The sequence below is a fragment of the Candidatus Binataceae bacterium genome (assembly GCA_035650475.1).
GTDB lineage: Bacteria > Desulfobacterota > Binatia > Binatales > Binataceae > JAKAVN01.
In genome coordinates this window covers 365,743-381,526 of sequence record DASRHP010000009.1, presented here as the reverse complement: position 1 = coordinate 381,526, position 15,784 = coordinate 365,743, and the positions used below count along the sequence as shown (strand labels likewise).

Annotated in this window: 14 protein-coding genes; 6 read left to right on the top strand and 8 right to left on the bottom strand. The window is 68.0% G+C overall.

The features are described 5' to 3' along the window. Positions 1-46: 46 nt before the first annotated feature. The gene (locus tag VFB33_08020; GenBank protein HZO81630.1) at positions 47-1,291 is read left to right on the top strand and encodes a hypothetical protein; all 1,245 of its coding nucleotides are present in this window, start codon (positions 47-49) and stop codon (positions 1,289-1,291) included. A gap of 38 nt (positions 1,292-1,329) precedes the next feature. Here the strand turns inward: VFB33_08020 and VFB33_08015 are convergent, their stop codons facing one another. Beyond that, positions 1,330-2,511, bottom strand: a complete 1,182-nt coding sequence (locus tag VFB33_08015) for an acyl-CoA dehydrogenase family protein (protein ID HZO81629.1) — start codon at positions 2,509-2,511, stop codon at positions 1,330-1,332. 146 nt (positions 2,512-2,657) lie between these two features. Between VFB33_08015 and VFB33_08010 the strand changes: the two genes are divergently transcribed. Together VFB33_08010 and VFB33_08005 are read left to right on the top strand one after the other, a co-directional pair. Further along, positions 2,658-4,073 carry an MBL fold metallo-hydrolase gene (locus VFB33_08010; protein HZO81628.1) on the top strand — a complete coding sequence of 472 codons (1,416 nt, stop codon included), beginning with the start codon at positions 2,658-2,660 and terminating at the stop codon, positions 4,071-4,073. Next, positions 4,073-5,602: a thymidine phosphorylase family protein gene (locus VFB33_08005; GenBank protein HZO81627.1), complete on the top strand. Its 1,530-nt coding sequence runs from the start codon at positions 4,073-4,075 to the stop codon at positions 5,600-5,602. The genes VFB33_08010 and VFB33_08005 overlap by 1 nt, the downstream gene beginning before the upstream one ends. A 63-nt stretch (positions 5,603-5,665) precedes the next feature. Here the strand turns inward: VFB33_08005 and VFB33_08000 are convergent, their stop codons facing one another. Beyond that, the gene (locus VFB33_08000; GenBank protein HZO81626.1) at positions 5,666-6,436 is read right to left on the bottom strand and encodes a sulfite exporter TauE/SafE family protein; all 771 of its coding nucleotides are present in this window, start codon (positions 6,434-6,436) and stop codon (positions 5,666-5,668) included. Positions 6,437-6,633: 197 nt separating this feature from the next. Here VFB33_08000 and def point away from each other — a divergent pair, with 197 nt between their 5' ends. Next, positions 6,634-7,176, top strand: coding sequence for a peptide deformylase (gene def, locus VFB33_07995; GenBank protein ID HZO81625.1), 543 nt, complete (start codon positions 6,634-6,636; stop codon positions 7,174-7,176). 40 nt (positions 7,177-7,216) lie between these two features. Here def and VFB33_07990 read toward each other — a convergent pair whose 3' ends face one another. The 4 genes from VFB33_07990 to nthB are packed head-to-tail and all read right to left on the bottom strand — an operon-like array spanning position 7,217 to position 9,305. Next, complete coding sequence (locus VFB33_07990; protein ID HZO81624.1) at positions 7,217-7,510, bottom strand: hypothetical protein; 294 nt, start codon at positions 7,508-7,510, stop codon at positions 7,217-7,219. Between the two features lie 27 nt (positions 7,511-7,537). Next, complete coding sequence (locus VFB33_07985; GenBank protein ID HZO81623.1) at positions 7,538-7,891, bottom strand: nitrile hydratase accessory protein; 354 nt, start codon at positions 7,889-7,891, stop codon at positions 7,538-7,540. A gap of 2 nt (positions 7,892-7,893) precedes the next feature. After that, positions 7,894-8,553 carry a nitrile hydratase subunit alpha gene (gene nthA / locus VFB33_07980; GenBank protein HZO81622.1) on the bottom strand — a complete coding sequence of 220 codons (660 nt, stop codon included), beginning with the start codon at positions 8,551-8,553 and terminating at the stop codon, positions 7,894-7,896. After that, positions 8,550-9,305 carry a nitrile hydratase subunit beta gene (nthB, locus tag VFB33_07975; protein ID HZO81621.1) on the bottom strand — a complete coding sequence of 252 codons (756 nt, stop codon included), beginning with the start codon at positions 9,303-9,305 and terminating at the stop codon, positions 8,550-8,552. The genes nthA and nthB overlap by 4 nt, the downstream gene beginning before the upstream one ends. Positions 9,306-9,451: 146 nt before the next feature. Here nthB and VFB33_07970 point away from each other — a divergent pair, with 146 nt between their 5' ends. Next, on the top strand, positions 9,452-10,168 hold the full coding sequence (locus VFB33_07970) for a hypothetical protein (protein ID HZO81620.1): 717 nt from the start codon (positions 9,452-9,454) through the stop codon (positions 10,166-10,168). Here VFB33_07970 and VFB33_07965 read toward each other — a convergent pair. Continuing rightward, positions 10,158-13,109, bottom strand: a complete 2,952-nt coding sequence (locus VFB33_07965) for an AAA family ATPase (protein HZO81619.1) — start codon at positions 13,107-13,109, stop codon at positions 10,158-10,160. The two genes, VFB33_07970 and VFB33_07965, sit on opposite strands and share 11 nt — an antisense overlap. A 148-nt stretch (positions 13,110-13,257) precedes the next feature. On the opposite strand from VFB33_07965, the gene VFB33_07960 reads away from it, so the two are divergent. Beyond that, positions 13,258-14,187, top strand: a complete 930-nt coding sequence (locus tag VFB33_07960) for a hypothetical protein (GenBank protein ID HZO81618.1) — start codon at positions 13,258-13,260, stop codon at positions 14,185-14,187. Between the two features lie 88 nt (positions 14,188-14,275). Here the strand turns inward: VFB33_07960 and VFB33_07955 are convergent, their stop codons facing one another. Next, positions 14,276-15,778, bottom strand: a complete 1,503-nt coding sequence (locus VFB33_07955) for an ATP-binding cassette domain-containing protein (protein ID HZO81617.1) — start codon at positions 15,776-15,778, stop codon at positions 14,276-14,278. Between the last annotated feature and the right edge of the window lie 6 nt (positions 15,779-15,784).

Below are 15,784 nucleotides of genomic sequence, written 5' to 3'. Positions count from 1 at the left end.
GATCGCCGATTCGCTCCGGCATGTAACGTGCTCCGGCGCTCAGAGCGTGGCCGCGACCCTCGAACTGCGTCCGCCGGGCAGTTTCCGGCTGTGCGCAAACCCTGCCTATGAGCAGCACGCGGTGCTCCGCTTGCGCCGGGTGATCGACGCGGTCGTCCAGGGCGCCGCCGGCTTTGCGCCGCTCGGCGTGATTGTCGTCGGCAGCGCGGCGCGCGGTGAAGCGCTCATCGTCGGCGAGCGGCGGTTGCGCCGATGGCTGAGCGACCTGCAGTGCATCGTGGTCATTCCGCGGCGCGCGCGCGCATCGCGCGACCAGCTCGAAACAGCGCTGGCCGCAATCGCGGCGCGCCTGGAGATCGAGGCGCGCTCGCATGACGACGCGGTGCAGATCAAGCTTTGGCCGGTAGCGGCCGCCGCTCTCGCCGCGACCGGCCCTACTCTGTTCGCCTGCGAGCTTGTCGCGCACGGGAAGCTGGTATGGGGGCGCCCGAACGAGATCGCGCTGCCAACATGGCCGCCGGGCACCGACGTTCCGGACACGGGCGAGGCCTTTCGCCTGCTCAACAACCGAATCGTCGAACAGGTCGCGCTGCGCGTGAGGCATGCCGACGGATGGGCTGACGCAATCGAGGCCGGCTACGGCCTCGCCAAATACTGGACGGAGCTGGCGACGTCGCTCTCGCTGCACCTTGGATGCTACCGGCCGAATCTGCGTGAGCGCGTGTTCGCGGTAGAAACCGCTCTGGTCGCGGACGCTGGCGCGCGCGCGGCGGTCGTCGGCAACGACTTGCTGCGAAAGCTGGACGACGCGATTCTGCTGCGAACCGGAAAGCTCGATCCGGCGCGATGGCCGAGCGCGGCCGATTTCGAAGATTCGGCGCGCTTTGCCGCGAGTCTCTGGCATCTGGAAAGCGCCGCGCTCGCCGGCGCCTCCGCGGACGAGGGTTGCGATGACTGGCGGACGGTGGTGCGCCGGATGCGCCGCGCGGCGGGGACCACCGGAATGCTGCGCGACTGGATGCGATGGCTCTTCGTGGCGGACGACGGCGCGCGCGAGCTGCGTCGCGCCGCTGCCGCGCTCGATGTCGGCTCGCCCACCAACGCGCTCTACGCCGCCGGATGCCTGCTCCATTTCTACTGGAGCGAGCTCAGCGACTCGGATGCTGAGCTCGCCCGCGCACTGCGGGCGGCCTTCAACGCGCGTGCGGCGTCGGGCGCCGCGCTGCGTCGCGAGCTGGCGGCGCGCGCGCTGGCGGCATGGGAAAGCTTCCTTCGCAGGGCGGCCTGGTGACCGGCTGAATACAGCCCGCAGCCCGCGCGTGGCTCGCCTTAGAACAGAGGATCGAGCGGAGTCAGCCCCATCAGAGCGGCGCCCGCGTTCTCGTAGGTCTTCAGCCCGTTGAGCGTGTGCTGGTTGATCGTGTGGATGTCGCGGAAGTAGCGGTCCAGCGGGCCGCTCTGGTAAACCGAGCCGCCGCCGTTGGCCTTGTAAAGCATGTCCACCGCGCTGGTGCAGGCCTCATGTGCGTGGACCATCGCCAGCCGGTAGAGCGCGCGCAGACGCAGCGGCAGCGGCTCGCCGCGCACCAGCGTTGCCCAGATCTCTTCCATCGTCTCGTAGATGAATCCGCGCGCGGAGCGCACCAGCGCCTCGGCGCGTGCGAGCGCCGTCTGCGCGTAGCCCTCCTCGCGCAGCATCGCCCGCCGCCCGATGAGATTGGCAGCGGTGACCGGCTTGCGCGCGGCCATCTCGGCGAACGTGTCGAGCGCGCTGCGCGCGATGCCGAGCGTGATGCCGGGGAAATTGTAGGCGAACATCAACGGCCACGCGTACAGCGGGCCCGGCCGGCGCACCGGCAGCTCGATCAGGCTGCATACGCGCTGGGCGGGAACGAAGATATCCCTGACCTGGAAGTCGTTGCTGCCGCTGCCGCGCAATCCGGTGCTGTACCAGGTATCGAGGATTTCGCCCTCGGCGATCGGCACAAAGCACAGCCGCACGTCGGGCACGCCGCCGGCGCCCACGCGGGGCGCGTCGCCGTCGTGGACCACGCTGCTGCCGACGAACCATTGCGAGTGCGTGCAGCCGCTGCAAAACGGCCAGCGCCCGCTCAGCCGGAAGCCGCCGTCAACCGGCTGCGCACGGCCGGCCCACAGCAGGCTGGAAGCGGTGGAAGCGTCGATGTCGCGGTACATCTCGCGCGCGACGTCCTGGTCCAGAAACGCGCTGAAGTAGCCGCTGTCGGAGTTGATCATCGCGCACCAGCCGACCGAGCCGTCGGCCTCCGAGAGCACCTCGATCACGCGCAGTTGCGCGATGGGGTCGATCTCGGGCCCGCCCCACGCGCGCGGCATCGCCATTCGGAAGATGCCGATTTTGCGCATCGCGTCGACGATATGCGCGGGCAGGCGGCGGCCCTGCTCGATCTCCGCCGCGGCCTCGCGGATTTTCGGCTTCAGTGCGGCTGCGGCCGCGATCAGTCGCTCACCCTCGTTTGCGCCTTCGCTCATCGTTACCCCCTTGCGCTTTGCGCACCGGCCGATTTTCTCCCGCCCGCACCCGATTAGGCAACGGCGCCCGGGGTCGAGCGTAAATCTCTTGAAACGCGCGCGCGCGGATTCGCCGATCAGGCGCGCGCTTGAGATATCATCGAAACGTGTCAGAACTGACAGCGAAATCCGGCTTTGCGCCGACGCTGCGCTTCCTGGGGGCGGCCGGCACCGTCACCGGCAGCCGGTTTCTGATCGAGACCGCGCAGGCGCGCGTGATGGTCGATTGCGGGCTGTTCCAGGGGCTCAAGGCGCTGCGCCTGCGCAACTGGGATCGTTTTCCGATCGAGCCCCGCGCGATCGACGCGCTGGTGCTCTCGCACGCGCATCTTGACCACTCCGGCTATCTGCCGGCGCTTTGGCGCGACGGCTACCGCGGAAAAGTCTTCACCACCGCCGACACGCAGGCGCTCTGCCGCATCCTGCTCCCCGACAGCGGTCATCTTCAGGAGGAGGAAGCCGCCTACGCCAACCGCCGCGGCTATTCCAAGCATGCGCCGGCGCGCCCGCTCTACACCGAAGACGACGCCCTGCGCGCGCTGGAGGCGCTCGAGCCGCGGCCATTCGGCGAGCGTTTCGCCGTCGCCGACGGCGTGTTCGCCACGATGCGCCGCGCGGGACATATCCTGGGCGCGGCCAGCGTCGCGGTCGAACTTGGCCATCCGCGCCCGCGCACCGTGCTGTTCAGCGGCGACCTCGGCCGCCCGCACCATCCGTTGCTCCGAGCGCCCGATCCGCCGCCGGCGGCCGACGTTGTCGTGGTCGAATCGACCTACGGCGACCGCCGCCATGACGACGCCGCCTCGCTGGCGCTGTTCGAGCAGGCGCTGGCGCGCACGCTTGGGCGCGGCGGGGTGGCGGTAATTCCGTCGTTTGCGGTCGACCGCACCGAGGTCGTGATGTTTCATCTGCGTCGGCTGGTGCGCGCGCACCGGCTGCCGGCGGCGCCGGTCTATATCGACAGCCCGATGGCGTCGGCGGCGCTGAAGGTCTATCGGGCGGCGGCCGAGCGCACTGACAGCGGATTGCGCCCCGAGGTCGCGCGCGAACCGGATTCGTTCGACCCCCCGGAGATAATCGAGACGCGCACGGTGGAGGAATCGATCGGGCTCAATTTCGTCGGCGGGCCGGCAATAATTATCTCAGCCTCGGGGATGGCGACCGGCGGGCGCGTGCTCCACCATCTGGCCAACCGCTTGCCCGACCCGCGCAACACGGTGATCCTCGTCGGCTACCAGGCCGACGGTACGCGCGGGCGCCGACTGCTCGCGGGCGAACCGGAGGTCAAGATGCTCGGGCGCTACGTGCCGGTGAAGGCGGAGGTGGTCAACGTCGAGGCGTTCTCCGTTCACGCCGACCAAGGTGAGATAATCGGATGGCTGCGTGCGGCGGTGCGCCGACCCGAGATCGTGTACGTGGTCCACGGCGAACCGCCGGCAGCGGCCGCGCTGCGCGAGGCGATCGAGAAGGAGCTCGGGTGGAAGGCGGCGGTCGCGCGCCATCTCGAAGGAGTTCGGCTCTGATGGACGATGGGAGCAAAGGCGGAACCTTCCGCATCCGCCGTCTGCATATCGACACCCTGCGCGAGCACGTGGTGGTAATCAACCGCAAAGCGGTCACCCGCGGCAACCTGGGATTCAACCCGATGGACCGCGCCCGCATCATCGGCGTCGACCCGCAGACCGGCCAAACGCGCGAGGTTACCGGCGTGCTCGACTTCTGCGACGACGAGATGGTCAGCGCGGACGAGATCGGGCTTACGCGCGATGCCTTTCGCGACCTCGGCCTGCCCGAGGGCGCGGCCGTTAGCGCCACCCTGGCGGTGCCGCCGCGCAGCGTCGACCGCGTGCGCGACAAGCTGCGCGGGCGGCGGCTGGACCGCGCGGCGTTCGACGCCATCCTCACCGACGTCGTCCATCGGCGCTACTCGCAGGTCGAACTCGCGATGTTCGTAATGGCGTGCGCGCTGCGCGCGCTCGATCTCGACGAGTTGGTCGATTACACACGGGCGATGATCGCGACCGGTTCGCAATTGCGCTTCGATTCCACCGCGGTCCTCGACAAACACTGTATCGGCGGCGTGCCTGGCAATCGGACCACGATGGTGGTGGTGCCGATCCTTGCCGCCCACGGCCTGGTCGTGCCCAAGACCTCGTCGCGCGCGATCACTTCGCCCGCCGGCACCGCCGACACGATGGGCGCGGTCGCCGAGGTCGAGCTGAGCGCCGAACAACTGCGTGCGGTGGTCGAGAAGACCGGCGCCTGCATCGCATGGGGCGGCGCGCTCGAGCTCGCCCCCGCCGACGACATCCTGATCACCGTCGAGCGGCCGATGGAGCTCGACACCGAGCAGCAGATGGTGGCGTCGATTCTGGCCAAGAAGAAAAGCGTCAGCGCCACGCATGTCTTGATCGACATCCCGGTCGGCCCCACGGCCAAGGTGCGCACCACCGCCGCCGCCCAGCAGCTCGCGGCGCTCTTCCGCGCGGTCGCCGAGCGGATCGAGCTGCGAATCGAAACCCTCCTGACCGAGGCGCGCGGCCCGGTCGGGCGCGGGGTCGGCCCGCGCCTGGAGGCGCTCGACGTCCTCGCGGTGCTGCGGCGCGAGCCCGACGCGCCGGTCGACTTGCGCGAAAAGTCGCTCTTTCTGGCCGCGCGGCTGCTCGAGATGAGCGGCGTGGTCGAGGCGCTGGAAGGCTATCGCGCGGCGCAATCGGCGCTCTCCTCGGGCGCGGCGCTCCGCAAGTTCGAGCAGATTGTCGAGGCGCAGGGCGCGCGCGAGCTGCCGCCCGAGGCCCCGTTCCGCGCAGTGGTCAGCGCGCCCGCCGACGGTCGAATCCGCCAGATCGACTGCTGGCGCGTCGCGCGGCTGGCCAAGCTCGCCGGCGCGCCGGCCAACATCTCCTCGGGAGTGCGCCTGCTCAGGACCGTCGGCGACATCGTCGCCAGAGGCGAGCCGCTACTTGAGATCCATGCGGAAAGCGAGGCGCAACTCGGTTTCGCGCGCTCGTATGCGGCGAGCCATCCGGAACTCGTCGGCTACGGTTTCTGACCGCGCCATGCCTGGCGCGGCCGTGCGCGGCTTGCAGCGGCCGTCGGCGAAGGAATCCGTCGCTCAGGCGACGAGCCGGAGCGCGCTGCCGAGCAGCAGGAGCGAGATCGTCCGCCGCAGCATCGGCTCCGGCAGCCAGCCGGTCAACCGCCCGCCCAGCCATATCCCGGGGATCATGCCGGCCAGTAAATTAGCGAGCAGGGCGAAATCCACATTGCCCAGCGCCGCATGTCCCACCGCGGCGAGCGCCGCGAGCACGACACCATGCGCGAGGTCGGTGCCGATGATTTCACCGAGCTCAAGGCTCGAGTAGATAAGCAGCAGCGCGGCAACCCCGATCGCGCCCGCGCCGACGGAGGACAGGCTCACCAGCGCGCCCACCGCCGCCCCCGCCGTAATCACCGCCGCCCGCCCCGATCGCCCACCGCCGCCTGACGTATCTCCATTGACGTCATAGAGCCGCTCGCGAGTAAAAATCGCGCCGGCGCTGAGTGTCAACGCGGCAGCCAGCGACACGCTCATTAGAGTTGTGAGGCCCTCGGCGCTCGACCGCATCCACCAGATAGCGCCCAAAGCAAGCACCGCGGCCGGCAGGCTGCCCGTCAACATCAAAGCGGCAACCCGCCAGCGCACCTTGCCTCGGCGCCAATAGAAGGCCAACGCCGCCAGCTTGGTCGCGGTCGAGTACAGCAGGTCCGTACCCACCGCGACCGGCATCGGAACCCCCATCCCCGCGACTAGTATCGGCGCCATCAGGCAGCCGCCACCGATCCCGGTCATAGCGACCAGCGCCGCGACGAGAAAACCAACCAAAACGGCATGAATTTCGATCATTCTGGAAAAATAAAAGACTTAAATAGTCATATTTCTCATGAATTTTCTGTAAGTTATCCGGTGTACATCGGGCGGTCAAGCAAAAGGAGACCCCGCCGGAGATTGTGTACCGCAGGAGAGCGGCGGCGGTCAGGATTCACGCGGATGCGTCCGCGATGCGCTAGAATCGCCCCGCCAGGCAAGGGGGTCGTGCAGAGATGATTCTCAAGGTTAGCCGTCTGGGCCATCCGGTGCTGCGCTCACAGGCGCAGCCCGTCGCGCCCGAGCGCATCGCGACGCCCGGCTTTCAAAGCCTGCTCGACGACATGGTGGACACGATGCGCGAGTACAACGGCGTCGGACTGGCCGCGCCACAGATCCATCTGCCCTTGCGGGTGGCGGTGCTGGAGGTCGGCCACCATCCGCGCTATCCCGAGATGCCGCCGGTGCCCCTGACGTTCCTCATCAATCCGCAGATCGAAATCCTGGAGCGCGACACCGTCGACGACTGGGAGGGATGCCTGAGTATTCCGGAGTTGCGGGGGTTGGTCCCGCGATACCGGCGGCTGCGGGTCAGCGCGCTCGGGCGCAAGGGCGAGACGCTGGACTTCGTGGCCGCCGATTTCCATGCCCGCGTCGTCCAGCATGAACACGATCATCTGAACGGCGAAGTCTATCTGGACCGGATGCCGAACCTACGCTCGCTCGCGTTCCTCGCCGAATGGCAGCGCTTCGCGGCGTCGCCGCCGGCCGAGCGGTGACCGACGCGCAGGTCCTGCGCCCACGCTCGTGGTCGCGCCGTCACTTGGGCGGATAGGGCAGCTTGTCGGGAATCTTGCCGGTCAGGCGCGCTTGCTCCAGCGTCTTGGTCAGGATCTGATTTTCGGTAACGAGCCGGTTCTCTTCCGCCTGGACCTTGGCGAGTGCGGCCTTGAGATCGGAATTTTCCTGCTCCAGCTGGCGAACGTGCTCGGAGAGTTCGGCGATTTGCGCCTGTTCGCGTGCATGCTCAGCCTGTTGCCGCCGGTTCCATTTCCACCCGATGAGCGCGGCGGCAACTGCCACGACAATCGCGCCGATCACATAGCGATACATCGCGGAGTCCGGGCCGGAGGAGTCGGCCTACTTCGTCTGTCCCTGCCTGGGGTCCTGCGGGGGCGGCGGCGGACCGACGACCGCGATTCGCGCTTCGAGCTCGGCCGCACCGACGATTCCCTTGGCGGCGAGCAGGCGAGTGAGCGCGCCGAGCCAGCGATGGTAGTAGTCGGCGCCGCCGGGGGCGGCTCGGCCGGCACCTTCAGCCTCGCGGATCTCGTCGATCAGGCTTTGCTGGAATTCCGCCCACGGGAAGCACCCGGACTCGCACAACGCGACCGCGACCGCGAAGGCGCGCGCCTCCCACGGCTCGCTGAAGATCGCTTCGGGCACGCGGGCGCGCGCGGCGGCGACCAGCTCCTCGGTGCTCTTCGGGCTCATCCCTACCCGGCGGCGCGGGACTCGGAGCGGGCCCGGCGCGCAGGCGCCTTGACCACCGCGGTGCCGATCATCGAGTCGCGCGTGACCAGCTCCGCCAGCTCGTCTTCGCTCCATCCTTCGGTGCCCGCCGGTCGCTCGGGCATCACCACGTAGCGCATCTCAGAGCTACTGTCCCACACGCGCACTTCCTTGTCGCCCACGTCGACACCGAACTCCTTGAGCAGGCCGCGGGGATCGATGACCGCGCGCGCGCGGTAAGCCGGGCTCTTGTACCACACCGGCGGCAGCCCCAGGACCGACCACGGATAGCACGAGCACAGCGTGCAGACGACGAGATTGTGCACGCGCGGCGTGTTCTCGACCACCATCATGTGCTCGCCCTGCGGGCCCGGCGGGTAGCCGAGTTCCTCGATCGCCTTGGCGGCGTTTTCGAACAGGCGCTTGCGGTACTCGCCGTCGACCCAGGCATGGGCGATGACGCGGGCACCGTTGCGCGGCCCGATCTTGCGCTCGTAGGTGTCGATGAGCTGGTCGAGAAGCTGCGGATCGACCAATCCCTTCTCGACCAGCAGCGACTCCAGCGCCTTTACCCGCTGCGCCGGTTCGGAGAGCGGCGCATTATGGTAGTCGTGGCCGTGGTCGTGATCATGCATGTCGCTCATCGCTTGCGTCCCTTGCGCGCCCGGCTTGCGCGGGCGGGTTTGGCCGTCGGGCGTGTGCGCGCCGCCGGCTTTGCCGCCGCGCGGTCGCGCTCGAGATAGTCGTCCCAGCAGTCCAGATAAACCGGCGCGCGCGGATTGGCGTCGGCGCCCCACAACTCGCGCGCCTCGAAGGCGACCGTGTAGACGTGCTGCGGCCTGGCGCCGCGGCCGTGCGCGTGGGTGTCGGGAAAGACGAAGACGCCCTGGTCGTAGCGGATAACGCCGCGTTTGCCGCGCGCGTAGCGGGGCAGGCGCGTGTGATGCTCGGGGTTGAAGTTGCGGGTGACGACGCGGTCGCCCGGCTTGAAGCGCGGGCGGAAGCTCTTGTCGAAGCGCAGCTTGACCGCGGCGCTGTCGAACGACTCCACCCCGTCGCCGCCGCCGGTACCGAGCGGCCCGGTCCCGCGCGCCGGCGCGGGCGCGCTTGCGCGGCCGCTTGCGAGCTCATCGGCGGTGGCGACGCCCTTCTCGATTAGCAGCGACTGGATCGCGTGCAGCCATTTTTCGTAGTAGGTGGCGGCGAGATAGCGCGCCGGCGGCATGTGCTCGATCGCGCGGCGGAACTCGTCCACGTTATTGACCCGCCGCCCCATCAGCGCGAGCGCTATCGCGAAGACGCGCTTTTCCCAGTCGGCATGAAAGACCGGCTCGTGCTCTTCGCGCACGACCGGTCCGAAGCCGTGCATCCCGCCGAGGTCATGAACGCTGTTCATCGCGCCTGCCGCCTTTGCTCGAGGTGCCGCCGGATACGGCTGTAGGCTAAGCGCGCGCGTCAGCGGCAGTCAAGGCGAAAGCGGCGGGCGGCGGTTTGACCGCCGCGGCGCGGCACGGCAGATCTTGTCGCAGCCCGGGAGATAACATGAAACGCAAAATCGCTCGCGCGGCGGCCGCCGCGCTCATCGCTGTTGCGCTCGTCCTCTCGGCCTGCCATCGCGGCACGCCGGGCGCGACGGACTATTTCCCACTCGAGCAGGGGATGACCTGGATGCTGCGCTATCGCGCCTCGACCGGCGCGAGCGGGCGACTGACGGCGACCAACCTCGCGCCGCGCAAGCTCCTGGGCGTGATGGCGGTGGGGCAGCGCAACACCGGCGGCGGCGAAAAAACGTTTACCGAGTATTACGCGGCCCAACCCGAGGGGATCCGCTATGTCGCCCGCGAGTCGCCCGACGGCCTCGAGCCGCACCTCGACGACAATTCGTGGGTCATCAAGTACCCGATCAAGGTCGGCACGATCTGGCGTGAAGTGGACCGCACGCTCGACGGCACCGTGTTCTTCGCCAAGACGATGATCGAAAGCGTAAGCGACAAGATCACGGTGCCGGCAGGCACGTTCACCGCATGCGTGCGAGTGCGTGAAACCGGGATCGCCTCGCCGCTGAAGGGCGTCGCGGACTTCCGTCCGGCAGCCGGCGGCGTGGCGCCGGCCGCAACGCGCGCGATTCGCGTCGAGGACTACTACTGGATGGCGCCCGGGGTGGGCGTGATCAAGGGCAAGCATCGGGAAAGCGTGGGCGAAGGCCCGATGGAGCGCGCAGTCGAGATCGACCTCGAGCTGATGAGCTTCAGGCACTAGCGAGCCGCCCGAGCAACGCCGCGGTGTCCCTGAGATCGGCGGTGCCGAAGCCCTCGGTGAACCAACGATAGACAGCGGCAAGCATCGCGCGCGCCTCGGCACGTTTGTTCTGGTTTTCGAGCAGATGCGCAAGGCTGAGGGTGGCGCGCAGTTCGAGTGACTTGGCGTTCTGCTTGCGCGCGATCTCGATCGCGTGTTGAAAGCAGGCATGCGCCTGCGAGGCACTGGAACGACCCTGCCTGAGCAGCAGTTCGCCCTTAAGCCGAGATGCTTCAGCCTCGTAGTGACGGATTCCGTGCTTGTCCGCGGCGGCCAGCGCCTCGGTGAGCGCGCACAGGCCGTCGTCCGGCCGGCCCGCCTGTGCATAGGCCTCGGCCAGCAGGCAAAGAGCGTGCGGGCGCAGAAACTCGACTCCGATCGCGCGCCATGCAGCCAGTCCCTTCTGTATCTGTGCAATCCCCTCTTCGCTGTGCCCTTGTTCTGCGATCGCCCAGCCTCGTGTAATCGTTGCCTGAGCCAGCCAGTGGGCAAACCCGTGCTCGACGGAGAATGCAATCAGATGCTCGGCAATCTTCTGGGCGGCGGCTGCCTCTCGCCGATACTGTCGGAAATATCCAACGACACCCTCGGCAAATGCCAGGCTCGGCGGATGGGATAGCGTGTGGGCCAGCGCGAGCGCTTCATCGGCTCTCCCGAGCGCCTGGTCCGGGTAGCCCAGGGTCCACAGGGTCAACGCCAGGTACGACAGGCAGTTCACCCCCGGATCATGACCGATCGCCATCGGCCGCTCACGATTGTACAGAGCGAATGCGGTTTCAAGCTGCTTGCGGGCGAGGAGACATTCTCCCATCGAGAACGAGGTATCTCCCAGAGCGCCGTGAGCGAACAGCAACAACGTCTGATCGTGCGCGGTCCGCGCGCGGCACAGAAGCTGCTCGGCGAACCGATAGGCTGTCGGTAACTCGCCTCGCACGTAATGTAGCGACCAGAGTCCATGAAGGACGGGGAAACCCTCCGGCGGCTCGCCCAGCCGCTTGCAGAGCTCTTGTGCGCGGGCGTAGGCCCGCTCGACCTCCGGCGCGGCCCATCCTTTTATGGCGTTTAGAGCGGAACCAAGGGCAAGCTGGAGGGCCAATTCCTGCGAGCTGCGCTCGGCGTTATCCGGCAGCATGCGGGCCAGCAGATCCAGCGCGGCGAGGAAATCCTGGATCGCCTCCTGATGAGCGGATACGCGGGCGGCATTCTCTCCGGCAAGCCGGTAATACCTAATAGCAGCCGAGTAATCGCGGGCGCGTTCAAAGTGGACGGCAAGCGGCGCCGCGATCTCGACTGCGCGAGCGCCGTAGCCGGCCTCTTCGCGTCGAGCGATCCGGCGATGCAGATCGATGCGCCGGGTGGCCGCCGTTGCCTGATAGAGGACGTCCTGATAGAGCGCATGGATGAATGCGTAACGCGCCGCAACCGTGCCGTCGGGCCATTCGCCGATTCCGGCTGTGCGCAGGAATTGTCCCTGCCTCGCCAGCGCCTGGCACCACCCTTCGACTTCTGCCACTGCCATTTCCAGGCCTGCCGCGACGGCCGCAACCGAAAACTCTGCCCCCGCGGCGCTTGCCGCCTCGAGTAACCGGCGTTCACGGAAATCCAGTCGCTCGGCCTGCCGCATAATCATCTGCATGAGGCCTTCGGGTATATCCTGTTCCGCCTTCTGCAGGTCGCTTCGCATCCTCCATCGCCCGCCGGTCTCGACTATCAGTTCTTGCGCGATTAGATAGTGGACTATATTGACCATGAAAAACGGATTGCCATCCGTGCGCCGATGGATTGCGCGCGCCAGCTTGCCGAGTGACTCGCGGGAAAGCGATGCGAAGCGGGCCGCCAGATACTCAACCACCGCCCCTTCGCTCAGCAGCGTCAGCGAGAGTTCTTCGCATAGGCCGTGTTCCCGAAGCTCCTGTTTGAGCACATTGAGCGGGTGCTCCCGCACGGCCAGTTCCACCGGCCGGTAGGTGCCCAATACCAACAGCCTTGCCGGTTCCTCGCGGCGCGCCAGACACGCGAGCCAGTCAAGCGTCGAGTAGTCACTCCAGTGCAGGTCTTCGAGGATCAATACGAGCGGAACTTCGGCGGTGATTACCTCGATTGCTTCGGCCAGCTCGCGCAGCATCCGTTCACGGGTGGCGCCCGCGACCTTTCTGTGCAGCGCTTCTAATTCGCCGGCATCGAGGAGCGCCGGCATCTGCGCCAGCCACGTCGGCGCGTGCCGGTCGAGGAGCTCAATCAGGCGTTCCCCGTGCGGCTGCCGACACAGCCGCCCAAGCGCCTCCAGCACCGGCAGATAGGCCTCGCCGATGCCGTAGTGCCCGATGCACTGCCCACGCCCGATCCGCAGGCTCGCGCGGCCCGCAACCTTGTGCAGAAACTCGTTTACCAGGGTCGTCTTGCCGATTCCCGGCTCGCCGGTGACAAAGACGATTTGACGCTTGCCGGCCAGCGCTTTCTCCAGCCATTCGCGCAACCGCGCCAACTCGGGTTCCCGCCCGACGAAGCCGCCCGCACGGGACCGAGGGCCCGAAAATACTGCGTGATCTTGATTCCCGACGTTGGGCGCCCAGCCTGACACCGGCCGGCTGCCGACGGGAGCGATGAACCGATAACCGCGCCGATGCACGGTCTGAACGAAGCGCGGAGCCTTCGCCTCGTCGCCGAGGGCCTTGCGGATTTCGCTCATGCACACCGTGAGTGCGGCGTCGGTCACTGTGACCCCAGGCCAGACGGCGCGCCAGAGATCGTCCTTGGTCACGAGCTGGCCAGGGTGCTCCACCAGGTATCGGAGCATCGCGAAGGCCTTGGGCGTGAGGAAGATCGCGCGCTCGCCCTGCCGCAGACATGCATTAGCGGAATCCAATTCAAAGGAGCCGAAAAAGCTTTGCTCCGCTTTCATCGCCGAGAAATCTTGCACAAATCTCGGAATTTTCTTGCGACTTCCGCCCTCACCCTCGCTACTCCTGTGTCCGAAGGCAGGCAAGGTCGATCAAATCGTCGGCCGCGTGAAAAATCGCGCGTCGCCAAGCGCCAGGGGAGTATTTTCGATGTCAAGCGTAAAGAAGTCCGCCGGCTTGCTCGTTGGTTTACTCACTGCCGGGTGTTTTGCCTGTGTCGCTTTGGCTGCCACGGCCAAGGCAAGTTCCCGCGGCGCGGCCTGGTACCTGATGGCGCCGCCGTTTACTGCCGGCGATCCGCCCGGCGCGCTCCAGCTTCAAGCGCCGCTCAGCCGGTGGCTCGAGATGGATTCAGCCGCAACCGCCGCGGGCTGCGACGAACAGCGCGACAACATGATTCGGATGTACCGGAGCGCCGATGTCACGTCCCCGGCAACCCAATTCAAGCTCCTGCTTTACCATTACGCCGTCTGCGTATGTTCGGCCGACGCGCGCCTCAACGCGCGCGCGCCCCGGCGCCCGGCGCAGGCCTTTTTCAGCCCTGCCGGCGGCAACGCCGCCGCTAACAGTTCGAACGGTCCGCTCGTTCCGAGCGGCTCCGATTTCGCCTCCGAGCCCCCAGACCCTGGCGGCAGTGGCTGGCCGACAACTGACCAAATCCCGGTAACCTTGATGCTCTTCGGCCTGGCGGCAATCGCCGCGTGCGGGTCGCTCGGCGGATGGTTTCTCGAGCCCGGGCGCGCCAGGCGCGTGGGCCAGGATGGCGGACGCCCGATGCGCTTGCTGCGTTGGCGCCGGCTACTCCCGCCAGTTCTCGACGCGCAACTCGGTCAGCCGGCTGAACTCGCGCACGTTCGACGTCACCAGAATCAGTTCGTGGGCAAGCGCAACGCCGGCGATAAAGCGTCATACGCGCCGATCGACGCGCGAAGCCGCGCGGTCCTTTGGGCGGCAGCGCGATCGAACGCGAGCTCATGGACCGCGCCGAAGAAGGCGTCCATCACCGGCCCTAATCGACGCGAGACTGGGGTTGAGCTTCAACACCACGCACGCTTCCACGTATCCCGCGGAAGTTCATGACGGCAGCCGCCCAGGTACGCCGGCGACGGCGGTCGACTTATTCCTTGACCGCTTCGCCAATAAGCGCGTTGCGCGCCCTGCCGGACTCCTACCACGCGCCGGCCATCAGCAGGCCCAACCGGACGGGATCGCGCTCGGCCGCGCCGAGCGGGCGCAGACGCCCGCGGCTGATTACGGCCAGCCGGCCGCATCGTGAAAGCAACTCGTCAAGGTCGCTCGAAATGAGCAGCACCGCGCCGCCGGCGGCCGCGAAATCGGCCAGCATCCGATGGACCTCGGCGGTGGCGCGGAGATCAAGGCCGCGCGTCACGTTGTGCGCGACCAGCACGCGCGGGCGGCTCTCCAGTGCGCGCGCGACGCACAGCCGCTGACGATTGCCGCCGGAGAGCTCCCTTGCGCACGCGTCCGGACCGGCGGCGCGGATCCGGAAGCGCGCGAGCAGCGCCGCGCACAGCTCAACCGCGCGTGTTGCGCTCAGCCATCCCGCGCCTCGCGCCGCCCGTTTCATCAGCGCCGGCGCGAGCAGCAGGTTCTCCCACAGCGTCATGTCGAGGATAAGCCCGTCGAGATCGCGATTCTCCGGGATCACCGCCAGCGCGGTGGCGCCCGCATTGTCGGTCCCATCCGTCTCGGCGGACGCGCCGGCGCTGACCTGGATCCGTCCAGCAGCGGCGCGGCGCGTCCCGGCCAGCGCCTCGACCAATTCGCTCTGGCCGTTGCCGTCAACGCCCGCGATTCCGACGATCTCGCCCGCGTTGACGGCGAGGCTCACACCGTCGAGTGCGCGACGCCCGTCCCGCTCAACGACCAGAGCTTCGAGTACGAGCGCCGCGGCGCCGGGCGCGCCGGGATGCCGGGCGGAGTCGTCCGCAGCGCCAAGCTCACCGATCATCAAACGCGCAAGCTCGGTTTCCGTAACCTCGCCAGCGGCGCGCCGCGCGCTGACGCGTCCGCGGCGCAGGACGGTAATGCGGTCCGCTACCGCGAGCGCTTCGGCGAGCTTGTGGGTGACCAGGATTACGATTCGGCCTTCGCCGCGCAGCCGGCGCAGCATCTCGAGGAAGGCCGCCAGCTCGCCCGGCGCAAGCAGGCCGGTGGGTTCGTCCAGGATGAGCACGCGCGGCGCGAAGCTCAGCGCGCGCAGAACTTCCAGCCGCACCCGCTCGGTCATCGTGCGCCCTTCGATCCGCGCGCCGGGCTCGGGCAGCGCAAAGCCGAGCCGCGCGGCCAATTCGCCCGCGCGTCCGGCGACCTTCTCCAGATTGAGGCGCGCGCCGGCCGCGTCGAAGCCGCCGAGCGCGAGGTTCTCCTCCCAAGTCATCCGCTCGAACAGCATCGGGCTCTGATGCACCGCGGCGACGCCGGCGGCGAGCGCCGCGGCGGGCGAACCCGCGCGCAGCGGGCGGCCGAAGAGTTCGACCGAACCGCCGTCGGGGCGCAAGCGGCCGGCCAGGATGTTCATCAGGGTGGTCTTGCCGGCGCCGTTTTCGCCAAGCAGCGCGTGGATTTCGCCCGGACGGGCGTCGAAGTCCACCGCGTCGAGCGCGACGAGGCGGCCGAAGCGGCGCGTGATGTTGCGGGCGACAAGCACCCTTAA